At 74.4% G+C, this 24432-nt stretch carries 16 protein-coding genes and 4 tRNA genes; 4 read left to right on the forward strand and 16 right to left on the reverse strand.

The window, feature by feature from the left end; all coding sequences use genetic code 11:
- The first annotated feature begins 13 nt into the window (after nt 1-13).
- Nucleotides 14-991 carry an endo alpha-1,4 polygalactosaminidase gene (locus ACIBCA_RS15830; protein WP_396283446.1) on the forward strand — a complete coding sequence of 326 codons (978 nt, stop codon included), beginning with the start codon at nt 14-16 and terminating at the stop codon, nt 989-991.
- Nucleotides 992-1057: 66 nt separating this feature from the next.
- Here ACIBCA_RS15830 and ACIBCA_RS15835 read toward each other — a convergent pair whose 3' ends face one another.
- The gene (locus ACIBCA_RS15835; protein ID WP_396283447.1) at nt 1058-1261 is read right to left on the reverse strand and encodes a hypothetical protein; all 204 of its coding nucleotides are present in this window, start codon (nt 1259-1261) and stop codon (nt 1058-1060) included.
- Nucleotides 1262-1416: 155 nt separating this feature from the next.
- Between ACIBCA_RS15835 and ACIBCA_RS15840 the strand changes: the two genes are divergently transcribed.
- On the forward strand, nt 1417-2370 hold the full coding sequence (locus ACIBCA_RS15840; protein ID WP_396283448.1) for an aldo/keto reductase: 954 nt from the start codon (nt 1417-1419) through the stop codon (nt 2368-2370).
- Nucleotides 2371-2430: 60 nt separating this feature from the next.
- Here ACIBCA_RS15840 and ACIBCA_RS15845 read toward each other — a convergent pair whose 3' ends face one another.
- The 6 genes from ACIBCA_RS15845 to ACIBCA_RS15870 form a co-directional block, all read right to left on the reverse strand.
- Entirely contained in the window at nt 2431-3393 is a 963-nt protein-coding gene (locus tag ACIBCA_RS15845) for a C40 family peptidase (protein WP_396283449.1), read from the reverse strand.
- On the reverse strand, nt 3390-4691 hold the full coding sequence (locus tag ACIBCA_RS15850; protein WP_396283450.1) for an SPFH domain-containing protein: 1302 nt from the start codon (nt 4689-4691) through the stop codon (nt 3390-3392). The genes ACIBCA_RS15845 and ACIBCA_RS15850 overlap by 4 nt, the downstream gene beginning before the upstream one ends.
- Nucleotides 4692-4916: 225 nt before the next feature.
- Nucleotides 4917-8069 (reverse strand): Ig-like domain-containing protein, encoded by a 3153-nt coding sequence (locus ACIBCA_RS15855; RefSeq protein WP_396283451.1) that lies wholly within the window; start codon nt 8067-8069, stop codon nt 4917-4919.
- A gap of 363 nt (nt 8070-8432) precedes the next feature.
- Nucleotides 8433-8508: transfer RNA gene (locus tag ACIBCA_RS15860), tRNA-Arg, on the reverse strand.
- Between the two features lie 32 nt (nt 8509-8540).
- A tRNA-Arg gene (locus ACIBCA_RS15865) sits at nt 8541-8616 on the reverse strand.
- Between the two features lie 187 nt (nt 8617-8803).
- A tRNA-Ser gene (locus tag ACIBCA_RS15870) sits at nt 8804-8894 on the reverse strand.
- A 177-nt stretch (nt 8895-9071) separates the two neighbouring features.
- On the opposite strand from ACIBCA_RS15870, the gene ACIBCA_RS15875 reads away from it, so the two are divergent.
- Nucleotides 9072-12575 carry a PAS domain-containing protein gene (locus ACIBCA_RS15875; protein ID WP_396283452.1) on the forward strand — a complete coding sequence of 1168 codons (3504 nt, stop codon included), beginning with the start codon at nt 9072-9074 and terminating at the stop codon, nt 12573-12575.
- 58 nt (nt 12576-12633) lie between these two features.
- On the opposite strand, the gene ACIBCA_RS15880 is transcribed toward ACIBCA_RS15875, so the two are convergent.
- Both ACIBCA_RS15880 and ACIBCA_RS15885 read right to left on the reverse strand, forming a co-directional pair.
- Nucleotides 12634-14295, reverse strand: coding sequence for a long-chain fatty acid--CoA ligase (locus ACIBCA_RS15880; protein WP_396283453.1), 1662 nt, complete (start codon nt 14293-14295; stop codon nt 12634-12636).
- A 182-nt stretch (nt 14296-14477) separates the two neighbouring features.
- Nucleotides 14478-15350 carry a DUF1906 domain-containing protein gene (locus tag ACIBCA_RS15885; protein WP_396283454.1) on the reverse strand — a complete coding sequence of 291 codons (873 nt, stop codon included), beginning with the start codon at nt 15348-15350 and terminating at the stop codon, nt 14478-14480.
- Between the two features lie 152 nt (nt 15351-15502).
- Between ACIBCA_RS15885 and ACIBCA_RS15890 the strand changes: the two genes are divergently transcribed.
- Nucleotides 15503-16474 carry an EamA family transporter gene (locus ACIBCA_RS15890; protein ID WP_396283455.1) on the forward strand — a complete coding sequence of 324 codons (972 nt, stop codon included), beginning with the start codon at nt 15503-15505 and terminating at the stop codon, nt 16472-16474.
- Between the two features lie 8 nt (nt 16475-16482).
- Here the strand turns inward: ACIBCA_RS15890 and ACIBCA_RS15895 are convergent, their stop codons facing one another.
- The 7 genes from ACIBCA_RS15895 to ACIBCA_RS15925 all read right to left on the reverse strand — a co-directional run bounded on the left by ACIBCA_RS15895 (nt 16483) and on the right by ACIBCA_RS15925 (nt 24216).
- Nucleotides 16483-17244, reverse strand: coding sequence for a pyridoxal 5'-phosphate synthase (locus ACIBCA_RS15895; RefSeq protein ID WP_396283456.1), 762 nt, complete (start codon nt 17242-17244; stop codon nt 16483-16485).
- A gap of 482 nt (nt 17245-17726) precedes the next feature.
- The gene (locus ACIBCA_RS15900; RefSeq protein ID WP_396283457.1) at nt 17727-18056 is read right to left on the reverse strand and encodes a hypothetical protein; all 330 of its coding nucleotides are present in this window, start codon (nt 18054-18056) and stop codon (nt 17727-17729) included.
- A gap of 466 nt (nt 18057-18522) precedes the next feature.
- Nucleotides 18523-19887, reverse strand: coding sequence for an FAD-binding oxidoreductase (locus ACIBCA_RS15905; protein ID WP_396283458.1), 1365 nt, complete (start codon nt 19885-19887; stop codon nt 18523-18525).
- A gap of 30 nt (nt 19888-19917) precedes the next feature.
- Nucleotides 19918-21138 carry an MFS transporter gene (locus ACIBCA_RS15910; RefSeq protein WP_396283459.1) on the reverse strand — a complete coding sequence of 407 codons (1221 nt, stop codon included), beginning with the start codon at nt 21136-21138 and terminating at the stop codon, nt 19918-19920.
- Between the two features lie 60 nt (nt 21139-21198).
- Nucleotides 21199-22026, reverse strand: a complete 828-nt coding sequence (locus ACIBCA_RS15915; protein ID WP_396283460.1) for a MerR family transcriptional regulator — start codon at nt 22024-22026, stop codon at nt 21199-21201.
- 128 nt (nt 22027-22154) lie between these two features.
- Nucleotides 22155-22242, reverse strand: a tRNA-Ser gene (locus ACIBCA_RS15920).
- 72 nt (nt 22243-22314) lie between these two features.
- A complete protein-coding gene (locus tag ACIBCA_RS15925; RefSeq protein ID WP_396283461.1) occupies nt 22315-24216 on the reverse strand; it encodes a S1C family serine protease in 1902 nt (633 codons plus the stop codon).
- Between the last annotated feature and the right edge of the window lie 216 nt (nt 24217-24432).

Genomic DNA, 24432 nt, shown 5'->3' on the forward strand with positions numbered 1-24432 from the left:
GAGTTCGACACCCGTGAACCGCCGCCTCCGGCTGACGCCCGCCGCCGTAGCCCTCGCCACCGCCACCGCGCTGCTCGCCACCTCGTGCAGCAGCTCGGGCTCGGACGACGACCAGGACTCGGCCGACGCCTCCCCGAGCAACCCGCCCGCGGCCACCGCCCCGAGCACCCCCGGGGCCCCCGGCACCACCACCCCGGCCACCCCGCCCGGCACGACGCCCACCACCCCGGGCGCCACGACGACCGCCCCCAGCACCCCGGGCGCCCCCGTCCCGCCGCCGGCCGCCGGAGGCCACTGGCAGCCCACCCCGGGCCTGGCCTGGCAGTGGCAGCTCGGCAGCGGCCCGGTGGACCAGTCGGTGGACGTACCGGTCTACGACATCGACGGCTTCGAGAACGACGCCTCGGTGGTCTCCGCCCTGCACGCCAAGGGCCGCAAGGTGATCTGCTACATCAACGCCGGTTCCTGGGAGGACTTCCGCCCCGACTCCAAAGCCTTCTCCAAGGCCCTCCAGGGCTCGGACACGGGCTGGACGGGCGAGAAGTGGTTCGACATCCGCAAGCTGGACCAGCTGAAGCCGCTGATGGCCGCGCGCTTCGACATGTGCAAGAGCAAGGGCTTCGACGCCATCGAGCCCGACACCATCGAGGCGTACAACCAGCACAGCGGCTTCCCGCTGACCCCCGAGGACCAGCTCGCGTACAACCGCATGCTCGCCAAGCTCGCGCACGAGCGCGGCCTGGCCATCGGCCTCAAGAACGACCTCGACCAGATCCCCGCGCTGCTGCCGGACTTCGACTTCGCGGTCAACGAGGAGTGCTCGCAGTTCGACGAGTGCGACCGCGTCGCGCCGTTCATCAAGGCCAACAAGGCGGTCTTCCACGTCGAGTACAAGCTCGACACCAACCAGTTCTGCGCCAAGGCCAAGTCCCTGGGCTTCAGTTCGATGCAGAAGCAGCTCGACCTGAACGCCTGGCGCAAGCCCTGCTGAACCTCACGCGCCCGCCGCGCGGGTGACCCGGACGAGGGTCACCCGCGCGGGGGTCGCCCGAGGGTTCTACTTGACCGCCAGCCAGACGACGGTGCCCAGAACCACCAGGGCCACGACGGCGATCAGCGCGATCACGCCGGTGCGCCTGCCGCCGCCGGTGCTGCCGTAGGTGGAGACGGAACCCGGAGCCTGGGGGGCCGCCGGAGTCTCGTCGACGAACGCCCGGAACATCTGAGTGCTGCCGGCGGGGTCGTAGTCGTTGTCAGCCATGGCACGGACTCTAACGAATCCGCCCACCTCAGGCACACCCCGGACCCCGCCTCACCTGCCCGCACGCACCGCGTTCTGCGACGGCGGGACGACGAGCGCGTGAAGTCCGTGCGACGCACGGAATGCGCCGCCCGCCCGTCCGGTTGACTGCGATCATGACCGCAGCCTTCAGCCGGGTGAGCCTCGGCACCTCCGACCTGTCCGTCTCCCCGCTCTCCCTGGGCGGCAACGTCTTCGGGTGGACGGCCGACCAGCAGCAGTCCTTCGCCGTCCTGGACGCCTACACGGCCGTCGGCGGCAACTTCGTCGACACCGCCGACGTCTACTCGGCCTGGGCGCCGGGCAACGCCGGCGGCGAGTCCGAGACCGTCATAGGCGACTGGCTGCGCAGCCGCGGCCGCCGGGACGACGTGGTGATCGCCACCAAGGTCGGCATGCACCCCGAGGCGAGCGGCCTGAGCGCGGCCAACATCAAGGCGTCCGCCGAGGGTTCGCTGCGCCGCCTCGGCGTCGAGCACATCGACCTGTACTACACCCACCGCGACGACGAGACCCCGGTCGAGGAGTTCGTCACCGCGCTGGACGAGCTGGTCCGCGAGGGCAAGGTCCGCGCCGTCGCCGCCTCCAACATCTCCGCCGAGCGGCTCGCCGAGGCGCTGGCCTTCTCCGAGCGCGAGGGCCTGGCCGCGTACGTCGCCGTCCAGCCGCACTACAACCTGGTCTCCCGCGCCACCTTCGAGGGCCCGCTGGCCGAGGTCGTCGCCCGGCACGGCCTGGCCACCGTCCCCTACTACGCGCTGGCCTCCGGCTTCCTGACCGGCAAGTACCGCCCGGGCGGCCCGGACGTCACCAGCGCCCGCGCCGAGGGCGCCGCCCGCTACCTGGCCGAGCCGCGCGGCCCCAAGGTGCTGGAGGCCCTGGACGCCGTCGCCGCCGAGCACGGCGTCGAACTCGCCACCGTCGCCCTCGCCTGGCTCACCGCCCGCCCGACCGTCGCCGCCCCGATCGCCAGCGCCCGCACCGTCGAGCAGCTGCCCCCGCTGCTGGCCGCCGCCGCCCTGGAGCTCACCCCGGCGCAGACCGCCCTGCTGGACGAAGCCTCCGCCTGACCGCACGCCTCGGCCCCGGCGGGTGTGTTCCCGCCGGGGCCGAGGCATGCCACGAAGGGCTTACGGCCGACCGAAGTGGGTCGGGTAGTAGCCCGAGTTGAGCGTCGATATCCGGACGGTCTTGCCCGGCCTCGGCGCCTCGACGAACTTGCCGCCGCCCAGGTAGATCCCCACGTGGTGGATCCCCGAGGCCCGGCCGCTGTCCGACCAGAACACCAGGTCACCCCGGCGCAGCTGCCCCGCGCTGATCGGCGTGGTGGCCGCGTACTGGTCGTCGGCCACCCGCGGCAGGCTGATCCCGCTGCGCCGGTACGCCTGCTGGACCAGCCCCGAGCAGTCGTAGCCGGTCGGGCCGTCACCGCCCCAGACGTACGGCTTGCCCAGCTGGGCGAGCGCGTAGCCGATCGCCGCCTCGGTGTTGCCCGAGCTCGGCGCGCTGCTCCCGGACGGCTGGGAGGAGGTCTGCGGCGCCGAGCCGCCGCCGGACTGGCCGGTGCGGTTCAGGTAGACGTCGTAGTGGCTCGTCCAACGCCACTCGCCGGCGCCGTTCTTGAACCAGTACTTCGACCCGTCCCAGCCCTGCTGCATCCCCCAGGAGGAGGCCGAGCCGTTGGACACCGCCTGGCCGCCGGAGGAGCCCGACCCGCCGGTGCGGTCGGAGTACACGGTGTAGTGGCTCGTCCAACGCCACTCGCCCGCACCGTTCTTGAACCAGTACTTCGACCCGTCCCAGCCCTGGGTGCCCGGCGCGGCGTGCGCGGCCCCGGCACCGGCCGTCAGGCCGACCACTCCGGCGCCCGCCAGGACGGTGGTCGCCAGGCAGGTCCCCCGCACGGCGCGGTGTATTCGGCTGCCACCGGCCGAGGAGTCGGAGTCGGCGGTACGCGGCCGGGCCGCGCAGTTCGGGCAGCCGCAGCCGGCGATCGCGGGGATGCTGCCGAGGCTCTCCTCGAAGCCGATCAGTCCGGCGTCCACCGCCTGCTCGACGTCGGGTTCGGCGTACGCGCCGGTGGCTATCCTCATGCGGGTCGTCCTTCCTTCCTCCCGGCCCGGACGGCCGGAGGCGGTACCGAAGCGGCCACTCCGGCCGGTGCGACGAAGGCGACCAGCAGCTGTTCCATCAGCGCGCTGCGGGCGGCCTCGTCCAGTTCGTGGGCGGTGGCCCGCTCCAGCCGGCGCACGGCCAGGGCCGCCGCCTCCACCGCGTCGTCGACCAGCACCGTGCGCAGACCGGCGTCCAGGTCGGCCAGCCGGCGGCGGCGCATCGACTCGGCGACCTCGGGCGCGTAGTCCAGCGCCAACGGCTGCACCGAGTACACCTCCAGCCCGGCCGGGGCCGCCTCGGCGGCCAGGGCCCGGGTCAGCTCGTCGGCGAACCACTGCCCGTCGCGCAGGGCCGGGCCGGGGGCCGCGTTGCTGTCGCAGGGCAGGATGGAGGCCGTCCGGGTCAGCACGGCCTGGACCTGCTCGCGCAGGTAGCCCTCGTGGTCCTCGATCGCCAGCAGCGCCCGCGCGGTGTCCTTGACCCGCCAGACGATCAGCAGCCGGACCACGATCGGGGTGCCGGTGCGGTCGACCACCTTGACCGGCTCGCTGCGCCAGTGCCGCAGCCGCACGTCCACCCGGCGGCGGCGCAGCAGCGGGTTGACCCACATCAGGCCGGTGCGGCGCACCGTCCCCCGGTAGCGGCCCCAGCGGGTCAGCACCCGGGTCTCGCCGCCGGCGTTGGCCAGCAGGCCGGCCAGCGCGAACACCGCGACCAGGCCCGCCCCGGCCACCTCGGCGATCGAGACGAGGTCCACCTCGGCCCGGCCGCCCTCCTTCGCGGCGGCGCCGCGCAGGTCGGGCAGCACGTCCCAGTGCGGGACGACGCCGGTGCGCAGCAGCGGGTACAGCACTCCGGCCAGGCCGAGCAGCACGACGAACACGGCGATCCAGCCGGGCACGGCCCTGGCGCCGTGCTCCCGCAGCGCCTGGTCGGCGCGCGGGGGGCGGCGGGAGGTGGCGGCGCCCGGCACACCGGCTCCGGGCAGTTCGACCGTCTCCGGCGCGGCCGCCTCCAGGGGATCGCGCAGGTCGGAGGGGCCGCCCTGGAAGGGGCTGGGCACCAGGGCCAGCGGGGTGGTCGCCGGACCCGCGTCGGCCGCATCGACCGGGCTGACCGGGCCGACCGGGCCGGCCGGCTTGGCGGTCTTGGTCATCTGCACGGTCGGGGCCTTGGCCAGCGGGCTGGAACCCGAGGCGGAACGTTCCGGCAGTGCCGGGGGGAGCGGCTTGGGCAGGTGGTCGGGTCGCTGCGACGAATCGCGGGTGACGTCCATGCACGGGTCCTCAGGGTCGGTGTGTCGCGCAACGGGCGGCCCGGATCTGACGGGCAGTGCCAGAGTCAGGCTAAGTTCATACGTCATCAAATGCGACATTTGAGCCGAGGTGTGTCGACATTTGCTGACGAATCGTCCAAAGCCGACCTGACGCGCAGGCACATGAACGGATGGTCGTGACGGTTCGGGGACGGTCGAAGGAAGGTCGATGCGGGTCGGTGCAGGTCAGCGCCGTCTGGAGCCGGGCCCCCGCGCGATCACCCGGCGGGTGATGAGCGCGATCCCGGCGAGCACCAGCAGGACTCCGGCGAGCAGGCCCCGCCGGGCGGACTCCCCGCGCGGCGCGGCCGCCACATGCCCCGCGGAGGGCGGCGCCGCCTGCGGCCGCGCCACTCCGCTCTCGGGCTGCTCCTCCTCCGCAGCCGCTGCCGACGAGGGCGGCGGGTCGGTGGGTGTGAGCACGGCCCTCGAACCGGCCGAGGCGGATGAAGCGGACGAAGCGGCGGACGGCGAAGCGGATGGCGAAGCCGTGACCTGCGCGGAGGCGCTGGGGCTCTGACTCGGGCTCGGGCTCGCGCTCGTACTCGCGCTCATACTCGTACTCGGGCTCGCGCTCGGCTTCGGTGAGGCGGGGGAAGCGCTCGGTTTCGGGGCCGCGACCGGCGGAACCGGAGCAGGGACCGGCGGGACGTAGACCGGCAACACCCCGGGCTCGACCGGCCGCAGAGCCGACGCCGCCACCGAAGGCGACACCGACGCAGTCGGCGCGCCCGACACCGTCGGCACCGCCGACGGCGAGGCCACCGGTGCCGAGGCGACCGCACTCGGGCTCGGCACCCCCGGAACCGGGGCCGGCACGGGGACCGCCGGTACGGGAATCGGCAGCACACCCGGCGGCAGCGGTACCGTCACCGGCACCTCCGGCACCTCCGGCATCACGGAGGCCGGAGCACTCGGGCTCGGCTTCGGCGAAACCGCCGCCGACGACGACGTCGAGGCCGAGACCGAGACCGAGACCGATGCAGTCGGGCTCGGGTTCGCACTCGGCGAGGCCGAACCCGTCCCCGCCACCGGGCTCGAAGCCGAGGCACTCGCCGGAACCGAAGCGGGCACCGAAGCAGGCACCGAAGCAGGTGCGCTCGGCGAAGCCGTGCCACCGGCCGATGCCGTCGCCGTCGCCGTGGCCGCCGCGGACGGACTCGGCGAGGCGCCGGCCGTACCCGCCCCCGCCGTGACCCGGATCGCCACCGGGTCCCCCGAAGTCGCGTTCCCCGCCCGGTCCGTGGCCGTGACGACGAGCCACTGCGCCCCGTCCGCCAGGTCCCGGTTGGCGGTGCAGCTCCAGCTGCCGTCGAGGGCCGCCGTGGCCCCGCACAACACCGTCCGCTCCACCGCGTCCGCGCCACCCGTCCGGGCCGTGACCTGCACGTTCACCCCGGGTTCGGCGCGCCCGGTGAGCTTCGGACGGCTGCTGCGGACGGTCTCCCCGGAGGCCGGCGAGGCGAGGACGGGCTTGTCCGGCGGCACGGTGTCGACGGTCAGCGTGACCGGCTTGCCGGTGGTCCGGTTCCCGGCCGCGTCGACGGCGACGGGCGTGAGCAGGTGCTGCCCGTCCGCCAGGTTCTCGACGGGGATGCAGGACCACTGGCCGTCCGCCCGCACGGCGGTGGTGCACAGTTCGCTGTCGGAGCGGCGGTCCGAGACCGAGACGGCGCTGCCGGGTTCGCCGGTGCCGGTGAGCAGCAGCGCCGGATCGTCGGTGAACTCCGGCACGGTGAGCACGGGCGTGCTCGGCGGCGCCGTCTTGACGCTGACCCGGACGGCCTCGCCGCGCAGCACCACGCCGCCGGCGGTGGTCTCGACCGGGGTGAGGCTGTGCACACCTCCGGCCAGCGCGGTGTCGGGCCGGCAGGTCCAGTCGCCGCCGCGCCCGGCCTTGGCGCGGCAGAGCGCGGTGTCCCCGTCCCGGACCTCGACGGTGGCACCCGGGATGGCCGCCTCGCCGCGGATCTGCGGGCGGGTGTCGGCGAGCACGTCGCCGTCGACGGGGTCGGCGATCTCGGGCCGCGCGGCGCCGACCGTCAGCTTGATCCTCTGGTCGGAGACCTGCCCGGAGTCGGCGAAGCCGCCGGAGCCGATGAGCTGGCCGGTGTCCCGGGCGAGCCGCAGCCGGGCCCAGGTGTCGCCGGCGGCGGCGGGCGGGACGGTCCACTCCAGGGTCGCGGTGTCGGCGCCGGCGGGGATCTCGACCTGCACCCGCTCGGTCGGGTCGAAGTGGCCGTTGTGGTCGAAGTCGATCCAGCCGGCCAGGGTCGCGGCCTGGTCCCCCACGGCGACGGGCACGGTGACCCGGTAATAGCGGCCGACGGAAGCCTCCGCGGGGAAGCTGATCGAGGGGTCGGCGCCCTGGTACTCACCGCGGCCGGGCTGGAGCCTGGGCGGCGGCGGGCTGGCGGCGGGCCGGTCGAACGGGCTGCGCCGGGCGGCGCCGTGGTCGAGCTGGACCATCGGCTCGTCGCCCCGGCCGGAGGAACCGGAGGCACCGGAGCCCCCGGAGGCCGACGGACGGGCGCTGCGGCCGGAGCCGGTGGCGTCGCGGCCGAGGAAGAGGTCGGAGACGACGTGGGAGGCGTTGCCGTAGTCCTGCGGGGCGGTGCCGAGGTCCTCGTCGACGCTGACGGTGTAGGCGTGGCTCAGCGCGGGCGCGGGGGTGGTGCTCCCGGCCCGGGCGGTGCTGCGCTGCTCGACGCGGAACTCCGCGCCGCGGATCGTCCCGGTGAGTTCGACGGTGCCCTCGGCGGCGGAGCCGGCCGCGCCGTCGGTGGAGCCGTCCGCGCCGGCCGGGGCCAGGGTCGCGGCGTCGACCCTCCAGCCCGCCCAGTCGGTGCGGCCGGTCAGGGCGGGGGCGGCGGGCGCGCCGCCGGTGAGGGTGAGGCGGGCCGCGGTGGAGGTGGTGCCGGACTTCCCGGTGGCGAGGGCGGCGAGCCCGCTGAGGTGGAGCCGGGGATTGCGGACGGGCCGGGAGAATGTCAGCCGCAGCGTTCCGACCTGGTGCCAGGAACCGTCCGGCCGCGCTTCGCCGTCGGCGACCGCGAATACCTGCGCCGGATCTCCGGGGTTCATTCCGTCCGCGTACGGCGTGGCCGAACGCCCGCCGGCCCGGTCGGCCAATTCCCCGGCCGTGGCGGTGATGCCGACGCCCGGGGAGGCGGCGAATTCCAGCTGGACGGAAAGGCCCGAGGGCAGCACCGCGCGGTGCTCCCCGGACCAGGTGTCGGGGGACTGTTCGGCCACCGAGAGCGGGGCGTTCCAGCCGGTCAGCAGCCCTGCCGTGAGGACGGCCAGGGCGGCAGCTGTGCGGGGGAACTGTCGGCTCATCCGGCTCTCCTTCACGGTCGGCTGCCGGGACGGCGGGCAGTCTGGACACAAGATCGGACAAAACGGAATCACGATCCTGAGCCGGTCATACCGCGACACCTGCTGTTTTGGCCGGGTCCCACCCGTTTGGCAGGCATCCGGGCGGCAGGACGGGATGTACCCGAAACGGATGCATTTCATCCATTAGGCGGCAATCGATCCTGCTCGCGGCGCACGGAAATGCCGTACGGGAAAGGGGAATTCAGAACAATCCGCCGGAGCCCGGTGTTCGGTGTCAACCCATCGACCGGGAATGCCCGTTCGATCCTCCGGGGCGGCCGTGGAACGCGAGAAGCCCCCGGCCTGTGGCCGGGGGCTTCTCGGTGGTGCGCTCAGCAGGATTCGAACCTGCAACCTCTTGATCCGTAGTCAAGTGCTCTATCCGTTGAGCTATGAGCGCAAGGAACGGGCGAACCCGATCTTGCGGAGTTGTGGTGCGCTCAGCAGGATTCGAACCTGCAACCTCTTGATCCGTAGTCAAGTGCTCTATCCGTTGAGCTATGAGCGCTCGCCCCGGTGAACGTTGCCCCCGGGGCGGTGCGAGGACAACATTACATGACCTGCGACGTGGGACGAAATCGATTGCTCCGGCCCCGGGACGGGGCGGTCGGAGGGTCGTCCGGCGACCGGCTCCCGACATGCCCCGGCATGCGAAGAGCCCCGCCGACGTGACCGTCGACGGGGCTCCCGTGCTGCGGAGGCTGAGGGATTTGAACCCTCGATGGGCTTTAAGACCCAAACCGCATTAGCAGTGCGGCGCCATAGACCGGACTAGGCGAAGCCTCCCCACAAGGAGCACGCCCGCTCGCGCGGACCCGTTCCGTGTGTCAGTGATGATGCCATAACCGTGGGGCCCGGCACCAACCACCGCCCACGTTACTAGGCGGGTCGTCCCCGCCGCAAAGAAGAATGAGATACTGCCGTCTCCGGAGGAGCTGCCCCGAGCCGAGGAGACCTGTCGACGTGAGCAGCAGGCCGATCCGAGGCGCTGCTCGCCTCGACGCCATACTCGACGCCCTGCCCGACGCGTTGCTGCTGGTGAACAGCAACGGCACCGTCGTGGACGCCAACAGCGCCGCCGTCCAGTCGCTGCAGGCCCCGGGCACCTCACTGGTCGGCATGGGCGTGCTGGGCCTGCTGCCCGAGTTCGACCCGAGCCGCATCCCCGGTTCGATGCGCCCGGCCACCCGCGAGGACGACCCCCTGGACCGTCCGGTCCGGATGACCGCCCACCGCACCGACGGCACCACCTTCCCCGTCGAGGTGTCCGGCAACGACTTCGCCGACGGCGACACCGACGGCCGCGGCTACGCGCTCTCGCCGCTCGTCCCGTACGACCCCTACCGCGAGGGCAACCGCTCCCCCTCCTCCGACCTGCTCCTGCTGCTGGTCCGCGACCTCTCCGGCCGCGTCGGCGTCGAGGCCGAGCTGCGCCGCCAGCACAAGCAGACCGAGATGATCCTGCGGGCCGCCGCCGAGGGCGTGCTCGGCGTGGACCTCGAGGGGCGCTGCGTCCTGGTCAACCCGGCCGCCGCGCACATCCTGGAGTACCGGGCCAGCGAGCTGGGCGGGCGCGAGCTGCACCCGCTGATCCAGCACTCCCGGCCGGACGGCACCCCGCTGGCGCTGGAGGAGTCCGCGCTGCTGGACACGCTGACCTCCGGGCGCAAGCACCGGGTGCGCGGCACCGTGCTGTGGCGCAAGGACGGCCGGCCCGTCACCGTCGACCTCACCACCGCCCCCGTCCGGGACGGGGACCAGCTGGTCGGCGCGGTGATGACCTTCACCGACCGCAGCCGCGAACTCGCCCTCATCGCCCGCAACGAGCACCTCACCGCCGTCCTGGAGAACGAACTCGGCGGCGCGCTCGGCGCGTTGAACCAGCGGCTGGAGACCCTCGCCGCCGACCCGGCCGGGCAGCTGTGGCCCGAGGCCAACTGGACGCTGCGTCGCCTCGCCGACGAGTGCCGCCGCTACGGGAAGCTCATCGACGACGTGCTGGCCCACCAGCGCGCCGAGGCCGGAGCGGGCGCCCCGGCCGAGGGCAAGGACGGCAAGGACGGTAGGGACGGTAGGGACGGTAAGGAAAGCGGGGACGGAAAGGGTGGCCGCCAGCCCGCCCAGGAGCACGTCCCCGTCGGCCTGGACACGGTGGTCCGGCGGGCCGTCCAGGAGGCCGGGGAGCTGACCGGCCCGGGCCGGGTGCGGTTCTCGGTGCACGCCGCCGCCGTCGAGGTGATCGCCGACGAGCAGCGGCTCGCCCAGGCGCTGGCGCACCTGGTCGCCGACGTCAGCGGCGTCGGCCACGCGCTGGACGCCCCCCTCGCCGCCTCCCCCGGCCTCGCCGTGCCCGGGCTGACCGGCGTGCCCGCGCCGCGGCCTGTCCCCGAACCGCCGACCGTCGTCCTGGCCGCCGCCCAGCGCGGCGACGTCGCCCGGGTCGAGATCCGCGGCCCCGGCCGCGGCGGCAGCGCCGTCCACCTGCCGATAGCCCGCGCGGTGGTCGAGCGCCACGGCGGCGTCCTCCAGCCGCACGAGCTGCCCGGCAAGGCCGGCACCACGTACGTCGTCGAGCTGCCGCTGGACCCGGCCGCCGCGAAGGCCGCCGCCGAGCGCGCGGCCGCCGAGGGCCGCTCGGACCGGCCCAAGGAGACCGACAGCGCCGTCCTGCCCGAGCTGCCCGGCATCCCGCAGCTGCCCAGCAGCGAGGAGGCGGCCGAGCCCGCGGAGTCGCCGGCCGGGGGCGAGCGCCCGGCGCGCGAGACCCCCGAGCCGGAGCGCGCGGGCGCCGAGGAGCCCCCCGCCGAGCGACGCGGCCGCCGTGGCCGCCCCGCCGCCGAGACCGAACCGGTCGGCCCCGGGGCCCCGGCCGCACCCCTTGCTCCCGCCGAGCGGGACGCCACCGGGCAGTGGGTCAGCAACGCCGGCCCCGCGTACGGGCGCCAGGGCCTGACCGGCCCCGACGGCACCCGGACCGACCCCTGGGGCAAGGACGACGGCCGCTCCGGCCCCGCCTACGCCGTGCCCGTCGAGGGGGGCCGCCCCGCCCAGGCCCGTACGGGCGGTCGCGAGCCGCTCGCGCTCGGCCCCGGCACGGCCGTGGCCGAGGCCCCCGTGTCGTCGGCCGACCCGTCCGGCGAGGGCGAGGCCGCCAAGCCCAGACGGCGCCGCGGACTGCCCTCCACCGAGGACTCCTCCGGCGCTTTCGCCCTACCGGACGCCCTGCCGGACGCCATGCCAGGCGCGATGACCGGTGCCATGCCCGGTGCCGCGCCGGGAGCCCTGCCGGGGCTGCCCGAGGTGCTCCCGGTCTACCCCGGCCTGGAGCACGCCCTGCCCGCGGGCCCCGCGCCCGCGCCGCCGGAGCCCGCCGTCGCGCCCACCGGCCGTCGGCGCCGCCTCGCCGTGCCGCCCGGCCCCGGCCAGGAGGCCCCCGCCCTGCCGAACGGCACCCCCGGCACCCCCGGCACCCCCGGCACCGCGCTGGAGCCCGCCCGGCCCGCGCTGCCCGCCGCCGAGGAGCCCGCCGCGCCCCGGCCCGTCGGCACGGGCCTGGCCGAGCTGGCCCCGCCGCGCCCGATCGGCCCGCCGCCGCTGCCCGCCGTGCCCGCGCAGCCGCCCGTACCGGTCGAGACCCGGACGGCGCCGCGCGCGGTGGCCGAGCTGCCCGCGGCCCCCGAGCGCGCGGAGGCGCCGCAGGAGGGGTCGCAGGAGGGGTCGCAGGAGGGGTCGAACGGCGAGCGGCGGCTGCTGGTCTGGCCCGAGCCCGACCCGAACACCCGCCAGGCGCTGCAGTCGCGCGGCTACCGGCCGGTGATCGTCCGCTCCCGCGAGGAGGTGGACGCCCAGGTCGGCGCCGACCCCGCCGCGCTCTTCGTCGACCCGCTGACCGGCCCGATCACCCGCACCGCGCTGCAGTCGCTGCGCACCGCGGCGCTCAACCGGCGCATCCCGGTGCTGGTCACCGCGGGCCTCGGCCAGGCCACCCGCGACGCCGCGTACGGCGCCGACCCGGCCGTGCTGCTGCGCGCCCTCGCCCCGCGCGACGGCGAGCACCACGCGCCCCGGGTGCTGCTGGTCGAGAGCGACCCGGACATCGCCGCCGCCATGATCGCCAGTCTGGAGCGGCGCGGCATGCACGTCGAGCACGCGACGGACGAGAGCGACGCGGTGGCCCGCGCCAGCAGCGTGCAGCCCAACCTGGTGGTGATGGACCTGCTGCAGATCCGCCGCCGCAGGGTCGGCCTGCTCGACTGGCTGCGCGCCAACGACCGGCTGCACCGCACCCCGCTGGTGGTCTACACCTCGGTGGACCTCGACCCGCGCGAACTGCCCCGACTGCGCACCGGCGAGACGGTGCTGTTCCTCGCCGAGCGCTCGACCGGGGAGGACGTGCAGTCCCGGATCGTCGACCTGCTCGGGCGGATCGGCGCGATGGGCGAGGCGGGCGTCGCCGCAGCGGGCTGACCAGCGACGAAGGGGGCCGGTTCCACGTGGAACCGGCCCCCTTCCCTGCCTGTCGGGGCTACTCCTTGCCGAGCACCGTCACGTCCAGCTCCTCCGCCGCGTAGCTCGCGCGGATCACCTTCTTGTCGAACTTGCCCACCGAGGTCTTCGGCACCGACTCGACGATCGACCAGCGCTCCGGCAGCTGCCAGGAGGCGATCCGCTTCGCGAGGAAGGCCCGCAGCTCCCTGAGCCCGACCGTCGCGCCCGGGCGCAGCACCACGGTGGCCAGCGGGCGCTCGCCCCACTTCTCGTCCGGCACGGCGACCACGGCGGCCTCGGCCACCTCGGGGTGGGCCATCAGGGCGTTCTCCAGTTCGACGGAGGAGATCCACTCGCCGCCCGACTTGATGACGTCCTTGGCCCGGTCGGTGAGGGTCAGGTAGCCGTCCGCCGTGATGGTGCCGACGTCGCCGGTGCGCAGCCAGCCGTCCTCGGAGAACTTGTCCTCCGGGCGGACCGGGTCCTGCCCGGCGCCGCCGTAGTACGCCGCGGCGATCCAGGGGCCGCGCACCTCCAGCTCCCCGGCCGCGACGCCGTCGTGGGGCATCCGCTCGCCGTTCGGGCCGATCAGCCGGGCCTCGACGGAGGCCGGGAAGACGCCCTGGGTGACCCGGTACGGCCACTCCTGCTCGGGGGTGAGGCCGCCCGGGGGCTGGGCGAAGCAGCCCAGCGGGGAGGTCTCGGTCATGCCCCAGGCGTGCAGCACCCGGATGCCGTGGCGCTCCTCGAAGCCCTTCATCAGCGAGGGCGGGCAGGCGCTGCCGCCGATGACCACCATGCGCAGGCTTGAGGTGTCATAGTCGCCCGCGTCCAGCTCGTCCAGCAGGCCGCTCCAGATGGTGGGGACGGCCGCGCTGACGGTCGGGCGGACGGCGGCGATCATCTCGGCCATCGGCTTGGGCTGGAGGAAACGATCCGGCATGAGCAGGTTGGCGCCGGACATGAAGGCGGCGTGCGGGATGCCCCAGGCGTTCACGTGGAACATCGGGACCACCGGCAGCGCGGTGTCGCGCGGGGTGAAGGCGAAGTTGTCACCGGTGTTGACCTGCAGGCAGTGCAGGTAGACCGAGCGGTGGCTGTACAGCACGCCCTTCGGCTCGCCGGTGGTGCCGGAGGTGTAGCAGAGGGCGGCGGCCTGCCGCTCGTCGATCTCGGTGCGCCAGGGGTACGTGACCGGGCGGCCGGCGAGCAGTTCCTCGTAGTCGTGCACGGCGCCGGGGAACCCGGCCAGCAGCGAGCGGTCGCCGGGGCCGTTGACCACGATGTGCTTCAGCGTCGGCGCCAGGTCCCCCAGGACGGCGGCGAGCAGCGGCAGGACGCTGCCGTCGACGATGATCACGCGGTCCGCGGCGTGGTTGACGATGAAGGACAGCTGCTGCGAGGGCAGCCGCAGGTTCAGCGTGTGCAGCACGGCCCCCATCGAGGGGACGGCCAGGTACGCCTCCAGGTGCTCGGCGTTGTTCCACATCAGGGTGGCCACCCGGTCGTCGTCGACGACCCCGAGCTCGTCGCGCAGCGCGTACGCCAACCGCGCGGCCCGGGCCCCCACCTCGGCGTACGTCCGGACGACCGGACCGGTCCCGTCCCAGGTGGTGACGGTCGAACGGGCGTGGATCGTGGACCCGTGCTCCAGGATCCGGGCGACGGTGAGCGGGACATCCTGCATCGTGCTGAACAAGGGTCCTCCTTGACCTGGCGGCACTGACGACAGCTCCCGCGAGCACCCCTACCGATCGGTAATGCACGCGGACGTGCCCGATTGTGCCGCCCCACCCGCCCCCTGTCAGCCCTCCACCCCCGTGGAACCGCTCACGCATTCGTCCCGGTTTGGTCCCGCCGTCACCGGAAACCGGCCTGCGCTCAGTCGGCGGTGGGGGCGTCGGCCTGGTTGCGGTCGATGGTGAGGGTGGCGCCGGCGTAGGTTTCCTCGGTGTTGCCGCGGTATTGGTGGATGCGTTGGTGGAGGGGCCAGAGGTCGGGGTCGAGGCGGCCGGAGCCGTTGGTGTCGGGGTGGTCGTCCCAGCGGGCGTACCAGAGGGCGTCGGGGAGGGGGGAGCTGTCGGCGCGGGCGGCGGCGGCGAGGTCGGCGATGCCGGAGTCGAGGCTGGAGTAGAAGCCCGAGCGGTAGCCGGCGGAGTGGAGGGCCTGGGTCCAGCCGAGGGTGAACTCGACGACGGCCTGGCCGCAGGCGGGGTCGCGCATGGGGTAGGACTCGATGTCGAGGTAGACGGGGCTGCCCTGGGCGAAGCCGAGGGAGCGCAGGGCGCGGGCGGCCTCGCCGGCCTCGTCGCGGCCCTGGCGGGCCGCGTTCGCGGGGTCGATCCGCTTGGGTTTGTGGGTGGGGTCGGCGCAGGGGGCCTGGAGGCCGACGTGGACGGGGAGGAAGCGCCAGCCCATGGCGCGGGCCTGGCGGACCCAGTCGGCGGTGAGCCGGGGCTGGGCGCAGCCGCGCTGGGAGCCGCTGACGTAGATGCCGAGCGCCCCGTACGGGGAGGCGCCGCGCCAGGCGCGGAGGGTGTCGAGGGTGGGGGCGGTGCAGGCGTCGAAGGCGGGGCCGGTCCAGGTGTCGCGGCGCTTGGGCGGGCCGGCCCGGTCGGGCAGCTTCACGGCGCGGATGCGGGGGAGGGCGACGGCGGCCGGGGCGGAGGCTTCGGCGCTCTCGCCCGTCCCGTCGGTGGCCAGCAGGAGCACGAGGGAGGCGGCGAGCAGGGCCGCGGGGCGGAGATAGCGCACCGGCCATTGATACTGACGGACCATCGGACGAATCCCGCAGCCACGCCGCGGACCCCTCGGGAGTCCACCCTTTCGGACGCACCCGTCCGCATCCGTCCCGATTCCGGTAACGAGCTTGCCCGTTTGTCACTCCTTACGGCAAACTCGTCACTATGCCCAGCTCCAGCCCCAGCGAAACCCTCGCACCGATGCCGGCAGCCGCTCCCCCGGAAGCGCTCCCCGGCCGGCCCACCGGCCGGAGACTCGGCAGGACCCTGCGGCGCCCGGAGAGGATCCCGGCGCCGCTTCTCTGTCTGACCGCGATGTTCCTGGTGCAGACCGGCATCGCCCTGTCCAAGCCGCTGTTCGGCCCGCTCGGCGTCAGCGGCACGACCTTCCTGCGGCTCGGCTTCGCCGCCGTCATCCTGCTCGCCGTCACCAGGCCGAAGCTGCGCGGCAAGCGCCCGCGCGACCTCGCCGCGGCCACCGTGCTCGGGATGGCCTCCGCCGGGATGACCTTCCTGTTCGCCGGCGCGATCGACCGGCTGCCGATGGGCACCGCCGCGACCATCGAGTTCCTCGGCCCGCTCGCCGTCGCCCTGGTCTTCGCCCGGCGCGCCAGCCATCTGCTCTGGGCGCTGCTCGCCGCCGGCGGGGTCGCGCTGCTGACCCTGCTCGGCGAGGGCGAGGGCGGCGGCGGGCTCGACCCGGTCGGCCTGCTCTACGCCTTCGGCGCGGCGGCCTGCTACGCGGCGTACATCCTGTTCACCGACAAGGTCGGCGCCGTCTTCGAGGGCTTCCAGGGGCTCGCGGTGTCGATGACCGCCGGTGCGCTGACGCTCGCTCCCTTCGGGTTCGGCGAAGCCCGGGACGGGCTGACCGCCCCCGGCGCCTCGCCGCTGATGCTGCTCGCCGCGGTCGCCGGGGTGTCGCTGCTGCTGCCGGTGATCCCGTACGCGCTGGAGATGACGGCGCTGCGGCGGATGCCGCAGCGGGTGTTCAGCGTGCTCGTCAGCCTGGAGCCGGCGGTCAGCGCGCTGGTCGGGCTGGTGGTGCTCGGGCAGCTGCTCGGGGTGCCGCAGCTGGCGGGGATCGCGTGCGTGGTCGCGGCCAGCGTGGGGGCCACGCTGACCGGGCGGCGGTAGGGCCCCGTCTAGGGCCAGAGCAGCATGCGCGTCCACTCCGGGGTGAGGACCGGGCCGGTGCGGGTGTAGCGCACCCGGACGTGGCGGCGGCGGGCCTCGCCCTGCCAGAACTCCACCTCGTGCGCCCACAGGGTGTAGACGGCGTGGCCGGGCGCGACCACGTCCGGGGTGGCCTCCAGCTGGCGGTGGGCGGCGGCGAGCGCGTCGTCGTACTCGTCGAGGGCCGTCATCCGCTCGCTCTGCCGCCCGACGAGCGAGGCGGCCCGGGCGGCGGGCGAGCGGGTGGCGAACTCGGCGGCGGCGACCACGTCGGCCGCGCGCTCGACGCTGCCGCGCACCCGCACCTGGCGGCCCAGCTGCGGCCAGTAGACGGACAGCGCGGCGGCCGGGTGGGCGGAGAGCTGACGGCCCTTGGGGCTGTCGGCGGTGATGGAGAAGTTCCAGCCGGTGCCGGCCGCGTCCACGTCGCGTAGCACCAGCACCCGGGCGTCCGGCATGCCGTCCTCGTCGACGGTGGAGAGGGTGAACGCCTGCGGGTCCAGCACCCCGGCGTCCAGCGCGGTGGCGAGCCACTCCACGAACAGCGGGCCGGGCTCGTCGGGAAGGGCCCCGGTGTCGAAGGACGGCAGCGGGCGGGCCATCGGCGGGCGGCCGAGCAGCAGCTCGGGGACGGTGCCCGGGCCGGTGGGGCACTCGGGCTGCCGGGGTCGCGCGTCCGGCTCGGACACGGCCCCGCCGGGGCCGGTCAGGCTCTCCTCTTCCGCCGCCATGGGGCGTCCTTCCCTCCGGTTGCCGCGGTCGCTCCACCCGCCCGGGCCGACTGCCGGCCCGGGCTCGTGGTGCGCTGTCGGAGCGCAACCGTACCGCCGTGGGCCGACGCCACCGGGCGCGGGCCCTCGGTGGCCGGGTCCCCGCTGGTGGGCGGCGGTTTCCGGTGACGTTTCGGTGGCGTTCCGGCGGGTTCCGGTGGATTCCGGCGGTGGTTCCGGCGCTGGTTCCGGCGGTGCGGGGCACGTCCCTCCCGGCTCCGGACGCACTCGTGGGCGGTGCCGATGGCGGCACCGCCCACGAGGCCGGTTTCGCGGCGACCCTTTCCGCTGGCCGGTCATGCGCTCGTCGTCGTCATTCCGACATGACCCGAGCCCGGGCGGTCGTGCCGCCCGGAGACTGTTGTCGAGCCCCTCCGCGGATGCTCAGCTCGCCCGCGGTCATCCACCTCCGGCGCCCCCGCCGTCGGTGGTGCGAGGGGTGGTCAGTGGAAGACCGGCGCGAAGATGACGTTGATGTTCTTGTTGCCCTGGCCGGCCAGGACGTTGCCCGCGTTGTCCTTCACCGCGAGGGTGTTGCTCTGGTTCGACGCTCCGGAGCCGGTGGCCGTCTGCTGGGTCGAGACGTAGTTGCCGTCGAGACCGCCGAAGACGTTGCCGGTGCCGACGTTGGACACCACGCCGGCGTTGGAACCGGCCCCGGCGGCCGCGCCGTTGTCGGCGGCGGCGACACCGGCGCCCGCCAGCAGCAGGCCCGCCGCGAGCGGGGCGGCGAGCAGGAACCCGGTCACCCGACGGGTGTGGATACGAGCCATCAGAAGCCTCCAAGAAGCTGCTTATCGTGCTTATCTCTCTTATCTCGCCCGATTCCGAGCGCGATGTGCGGGAGTTCGCCGGCCAGACGAACACCTGCGGCTGCGACGCCGAGGGACAGACTTCCGCAACAAATCGACAAAGCACTAGCCGCGACGGCGGATTTCGCCCGTTCGCGTGATATCCACCCAGGCGGCGCATAACGGCGGCGAAACCGGACAGCGCGGCGACACACCGTCGGCGAACTGGGGTTTCGCCCGGACGGTGGCCTCCGGTGAGCCCCGGCGCGACGCCCTGGCGAGGGCGCTTGGAGACCGTACGAACCGCTCGGCGCACCACGGGGGCGCGTCCCGCCCGCGAATGCGCCCCAGAAAAGTTCGGCCACCCTTCCGTGTCGACTTTTCAGTCACTGTCAAAAAGGCGGAAAAGGAAGGCGAGAGAAGATCAGAAAATTGGGCGGAAGGAAAATCAGACCATCTTGCCCGGGTTCAGAATTCCCAGCGGGTCGAAGACCGCCTTCAGCTGCCGCTGGAGCTCCAGCCCCACCGGACCCAGCTCGCGCGCCAGCCAGTCCCGCTTGAGCAGCCCCACCCCGTGCTCCCCGGTGATCGTCCCGCCCAGCTCCAGGCCGAGCGCCATGATCTCGTCGAAGGACCGCTGGGCCCGCGCCGCCTGGTCCTCGTCCGAGGCGTCGAAGATCACGATCGGGTGGGTGTTGCCGTCCCCGGCGTGGCTGACCACCCCGATGGTCAGCCCGTGCCGCTCGGCGATCGCCTCGACCCCGTTCAGCATCACGGCCAGCCGGGAGCGGGGCACCGCCACGTCGTCGATCATCGTGGTCCCGAGCCGGTCCAGCGCGGGCAGCGCCAGCCGGCGGGCCTCCAGCAGCAGCTCCGACTCCGCCCGGTCCTCGGCCGGCACCACCTCCGTCGCCCCCGCCGCCCGGCAGATCCCGGCCGTCCGCTCCAGCTCCGCCACCTGGTCCGGCCCGTCGAAGGCCACCAGCAGCAGCGCCCGGGTCGACTCCGGCAGGCCCATCCGCCCCAGCTCGTTGACGGCCCGCACGGTGGTCGCGTCCATCAGCTCCATCAGCGACGGCGTCAGGCCCTGCGCCATCACCTCGCACACGGCCGCCCCCGCCGTGTCCGCACTCGGGAACTCCGCCGCCAGCGCCAGCTGCGGGGCCGGCGCGGGCCGCAGCGCCAGCACCGCCCGGACGACCACGCCGAGCGTGCCCTCCGAGCCGACCAGCAGCCTGGTCAGGTCGTACCCGGCCACGCCCTTGGCCGTGCGGCGCCCGGTGGAGAGCAGCCGCCCGTCCGCCAGCACCACGTCCAGGCCGAGCACGTACTCGGCGGTGACGCCGTACTTCACGCAGCAGAGCCCGCCCGCGCCCGTACCGATGTTGCCGCCGATCGTGCAGGACTCCCAGCTCGACGGGTCCGGCGGGTAGGCCAGGCCCGACTCGGCGGCGGCGCGGGACAGTTCGGCGTTCACCACGCCGGGCTCGACCACGGCGATCCGGTTCACCGGGTCCAGCTCCAGGATCCGGTTCATCCTCACCATCGACAGCACGACGCAGCCGTCGACGGCGTTCGCCGCCCCCGACAGCCCGGTGCGGGCGCCCTGCGGCACCACCGGCACCCGCAGCTCGGTGGCGGTGCGCAGCACGTGCTGCACCTGCTCGACCGTCTCCGGGAACACCACCACGGCGGGCTCGCCGGCCTCGCAGAACCCGGCCATGTCCCGGCGGTACGCGGCCGTCACGTCCGGGTCCACCACCACGGACCCGTCCGGCAGGCCGAGCTCCAGCCGCTCCACCAGCTCACCCATCGCCGCCTCCGCTCCACCGCCGCCCGCCGCTTACACCGGCACTCTGCCCCGGGGTCCGGAGCCGGGCAAGTGCGCCGCGCTGGCGGCGGCGGCCAGGGTGAGGAAGGCGCAGAGCAGCGTGGGGAGTTGGGCGCCAGTGGTGTCCGCGAGGCGGCCCAGGAGGGGGTTTGCGAGGATCAGCGCCGTGCTCTGCACCAGCGTCAACAACGCCTGCACGCGCGAGAGATGCGAAGCCGGGGCCGCGCCGAGGACGAGCGGGCCGAGGTGGGAGGCGAAGAGCCCGGACCCGAGGCCGATCACGACGGCGGCGACGGACGCCGTCGCCCGATCGGTGGCGAGGCCCAGGACGGCGGTACCGGCCGAGGCCACGGCGAGGCCCGCCGAGGCACCCACCCCCGGGCGGGACAGCGCGCCGCGCCAGGCCACCAGGCCCGCCACCGCCAGCACCCCGGCCGCCTGCCCGCCCCCGAGGAGGCCCGCGGCGCCCGCGCCCCACCCGTGGGAGCGGGCCAGCAGCGGCCCGAGCAGGGACACCACCGGCAGCAGGCCCCCGGCGGCCGCGCCTGTGAGCAGGAGCGCGGCCCGCAGCAGCGGATCGCGCAGGGCGAGGCGGACGGCTCCGGCCGCCTCCCGCAGCAGCCCGGGCGAGGCACCGCCGGCGGGCCCGTCCGCACCCGCCGGGCGCACGTACAGCACGGCCAGCAGGACGGCCCCGAAGCTCGCCGCGTCCGCCAGGGCCGCGCCGCAGAGCCCGCCGGAGGCGACCAGCAGCCCGCCGAACGGCGCCCCGAGCAGGACCGCGATCTGCCCGCCGGCCTGCCTCAACGCCAGCGCCCTGGGCAGGAGTTCGGCCGGTACGAGGCGTCGCGGCATCGAGCCGCTCGCCGGGAGGTAGAACGCGTCCACCGTGCCGATCACGGCCCCCGCCGCGACCAGCAGCCACAGCGGAGTGCCGAGGCGGCCCACGGCGGCGGCGAGGAGCAGCACGGCGGCCAGCATCACCGCGTCCCCGGCGAGCAGCACCCGTCGGGCGCCGTACCGGTCGGCCACCGCCCCGCCGAGCAGGACGAGGAGCGTGCGCGGCACGGTGATCGCCGTCAGCACCAGCCCGGCCGCCCCTCCCCCGTACGCGGAGGCGGCCCAGCCGAGGGCGAAGTACAGCGCGGCGTCGCCCAGCAGCCCGGCCTGGACCCCGGAGAGCCAGAACAGGTACGGCCGGGGCAGAGAAGGGGCGGCGGCGGTGATGGTCACGCCGGGCGACGCTAGGGCCCTCGACCTGGTCGAGGGCAAGCGCCGCCCGGCGCCGGGCCGTCAGGCGCGGACCACGGGCTCCTGCAGCTCGACGACCCACTTGGACATGTCGTCCGGCGTCTCCAGGTACCGCTCGCGCGCGTACCCGGCCGAGCGGTAGCCGCCGGCCTCGATGGCGCGGGCCAGCGCCTGGAAACTTCCCACGGCCGCGTCCATCGAGCCGTGGTGGACGATCGTCGCCGCCTCCTCGATCGCCGGGAGGGTGCGCACCTCGAACCCGTACGGCCCCGGCTTCACCGAGGGCTCGACCTGGAGGCAGACCCGGATCAGCACCGAGCCGTCCTCCTCCGCCGAGTCCTCGTAGCAGGCGACGGACGGGCCGGCCGGCTCGATCCCGGCCTCGGCGGCCAGGCGGCACAGCTCCTCGAACAGCGGACCGATCACCGGCGTGATGTCCTCGGGCTCGTAACTCGCCGCCACCCCGGTCAGTTGGGCCACCCGCACCGACGGAACCGGCTTCACGACCACATCGTGCTCGGACATGTTCCCCTCGCTCTCGATCGTCCGGAGTCTCGCCTCCACCCGGGCCAGCCGCTGCTCGTCCACCGCGATGGCGGCGGCGAGTTCGGCCCTGCGCAGCCGCAGCATCCCGCGCAGCTCGGCGGTGTCCACCTGCTGGTCGAGCACCGCGCGCACCTGCTGCAGCGTGAAGCCGAGCTCCTTGAGCGCGATCACCCGGTTCAGCCGGGCGAGTTGGGCGGCCTCGTAGGAGCGGTACCCGCTGACGGGGTCGACCCGGGCGGGCCGCAACAGGCCGATCGCGTCGTAGTGGCGCAGCATCCGCACCGACACCCGGCCGTGGCTGGCGAAGTCTCCGATGTTCAACATGATGTCTCCACTCCACCGCCTCCCACGGTGTCAGGGTCAACACCGGCCGGCCGGAACCCCCCGGAAAACGCCGAGGGCGGGTGCCGAGTGGTCTCGGCACCCGCCCTGGGCCGGGTGTTCCCCGTCAGCGGAGAGCGTGGGATTCGAACCCACGGTGACGGGTCACGCCACGACAGTTTTCAAGACTGTTCCCTTAGGCCGCTCGGGCAGCTCTCCACAGGCGGAGGTCAGCCTAACGGGTCCGGCGGGGTTCGGTGCACACGGTTTCACCGGTGGTCACCGGGGGGCTCAGGCGTCGCCCTCGCGGGAGCCGAGGGTGACCTTGGTGTTGAAGGGCTGGCCGTTGCGGGTGTACTCGACGTCGACGGTCTCGCCGGGCTTGTGGGTCCAGATGCGGCTGACCAGGGCGGGGCCGTTCTCGATCGGTGCGCCGCCGAGCTTGGTGATGACGTCGCCGGGCTTGAGGCCGGCCTTGTCGGCGGCGCCGCCGGGGGTGACGGCGGACTGGCCCTGGATGTCGCGGGTCTGGATCTGCGCGCCGTCGCCCTTGTAGTCGTCGTTGCGCAGCACGTCGAGCTTGGCGTAGACGGGCTTGCCGGTCTTGATCAGGGTCTCGGCGACCCACTTGGCCTGGTTGATCGGGATGGCGAAGCCGAGGCCGATGCTGCCGGCCCGGCCGTTGGCGGAGGCGTTGGACTGGATCGCCGAGTTGATGCCCATCACCGCGCCGCTCGCGTCGAGCAGCGGGCCGCCGGAGTTGCCGGGGTTGATCGAGGCGTCGGTCTGCAGGGCGTTCATGTAGGAGGCCTGCGAGCCGGTCTCGTCGCCGGAGGCGACCGGGCGGTCCTTGGCGCTGACGATGCCGCTGGTGACGGTGGACTCCAGGCCGTACGGCGCACCGATGGCGATGGTGGTGTCGCCGACGTTGACCTTGTCGGAGTCGGCCAGCGGGAGCGGCGTCAGCTTGCCCTTGGGCGGGTTGTCGATCTTGATGACGGCGACGTCGTAGCCGGAGGCGTTGCCCAGCACCGAGGCGCTGTAGGAAGTGCCGTCCGCGAACTTGACGGTCAGTTTGCCGCCGGAGCCCTGGAGGGTCGGCGCGACCACGTGGTTGTTGGTGAGGATGTGGCCCTCGGTGTCGAAGACGAAGCCCGTGCCGGTGCCGGACTCGCCGTTGCCCACGGCCTTGATGGTGACGACGCTGGGCAGCGCCTTCTGCGCGATCCCGGCGATCGAGCCGGCGGCGGGCTCGTTCTTCTGGGTGTTGCCGGCCTGGATGGTGGTGCTGCGGTGGTCGTTCGCGCTGCTGCTCGTGCTGTCGTCGTGCCGGGCGACGGTCACGCCGACGGCGCCGCCGGCCACACCGGCGACCAGGGCGACGGCGGCGATCAGGGCCACCAGTCCGCCGCGCTTCCTGCCCGGGGCCTTCGGGCCCTGCGGGCCGCCGGGGTACTCGGCCGGGTAGCCGAGCGGGCCCTGCGGGCCGCCGGGGTGGCCCGGACCGCCGACGGTGGCGTCGGGGCCGGCGCCCCAGCCGCCGAGCGGCTGGCCGGAGCCGAAGGGGTGGTGGGCGTGCGCGGCGGGCGCGCCGGGGGCTACGGGGGCCACGGGCGCGGTGCCGTACGGCTCCTGCGCGCCGGCGGCCGGGACGCCGTGGGTCGGGGTGGCGTACGGGTTGCCGACCGGCGGCAGCACCGGCGCGGCCTGGGCGGGGGCGGCGGGCGCCGCAGGGGCGGCGGGCGGCAGGACGGGCGGGGGCGCGTCGAGGTAGCCGGTGGCCGGGTCGACGCCGGGCTCGGCAGCGGCGGCCGCAGCGGGCGCCTCCGGCGCGGAGACCTTGGTGAAGGCCACGGTGGGCTTGTGCCCGCCGTCGGCCGGAGCGACGTCGGCGACGTCGGCGGCCTCAGCGGCGGCGGCGGCATCGGCCGCCGCCGGGTCCGGGACCCGGCTGAACACCATGGTCGCCTTGTGCCCACCGTCCTCGGCGGGCTCGACGCCCTCGGCCACGGGCTCGGCCACGGCCTCAGCGGCGGCATCGGCCGCCGCCGGGTCCGGGACGCGGCTGAACGCCATGGTCGGCTTGTGCTCGCCCTGCGCAGGGGCGTCGGAATTGCGACCGTCCGCTCCCGGGCCGCCCGAGGGCTGCTCCCCCTGCGGCCCGGTGGGCCCAACCTCGCGCTCGGTGCTCACGGACGACCTCCATAGCTGACAGAACCAAGGACCATAGTTTTTCGCACCGGCGATTCGATCGCCGTAAGGACCCCGCTGAAGAACGCATAAGAATCCTTAACCGCCACCGACCTGCAGGGACGGAGGACCGGCGGCCGGAGGTTCCCCCCACCCCCGCCGGAACCGTCCGTGATGCGGACCGCGCACCCCCTGGCCTTGGCGTTCACCCCTCTGCCG

Source organism: Kitasatospora sp. NPDC051170, from assembly GCF_044455705.1.
Lineage (GTDB): Bacteria > Actinomycetota > Actinomycetes > Streptomycetales > Streptomycetaceae > Kitasatospora.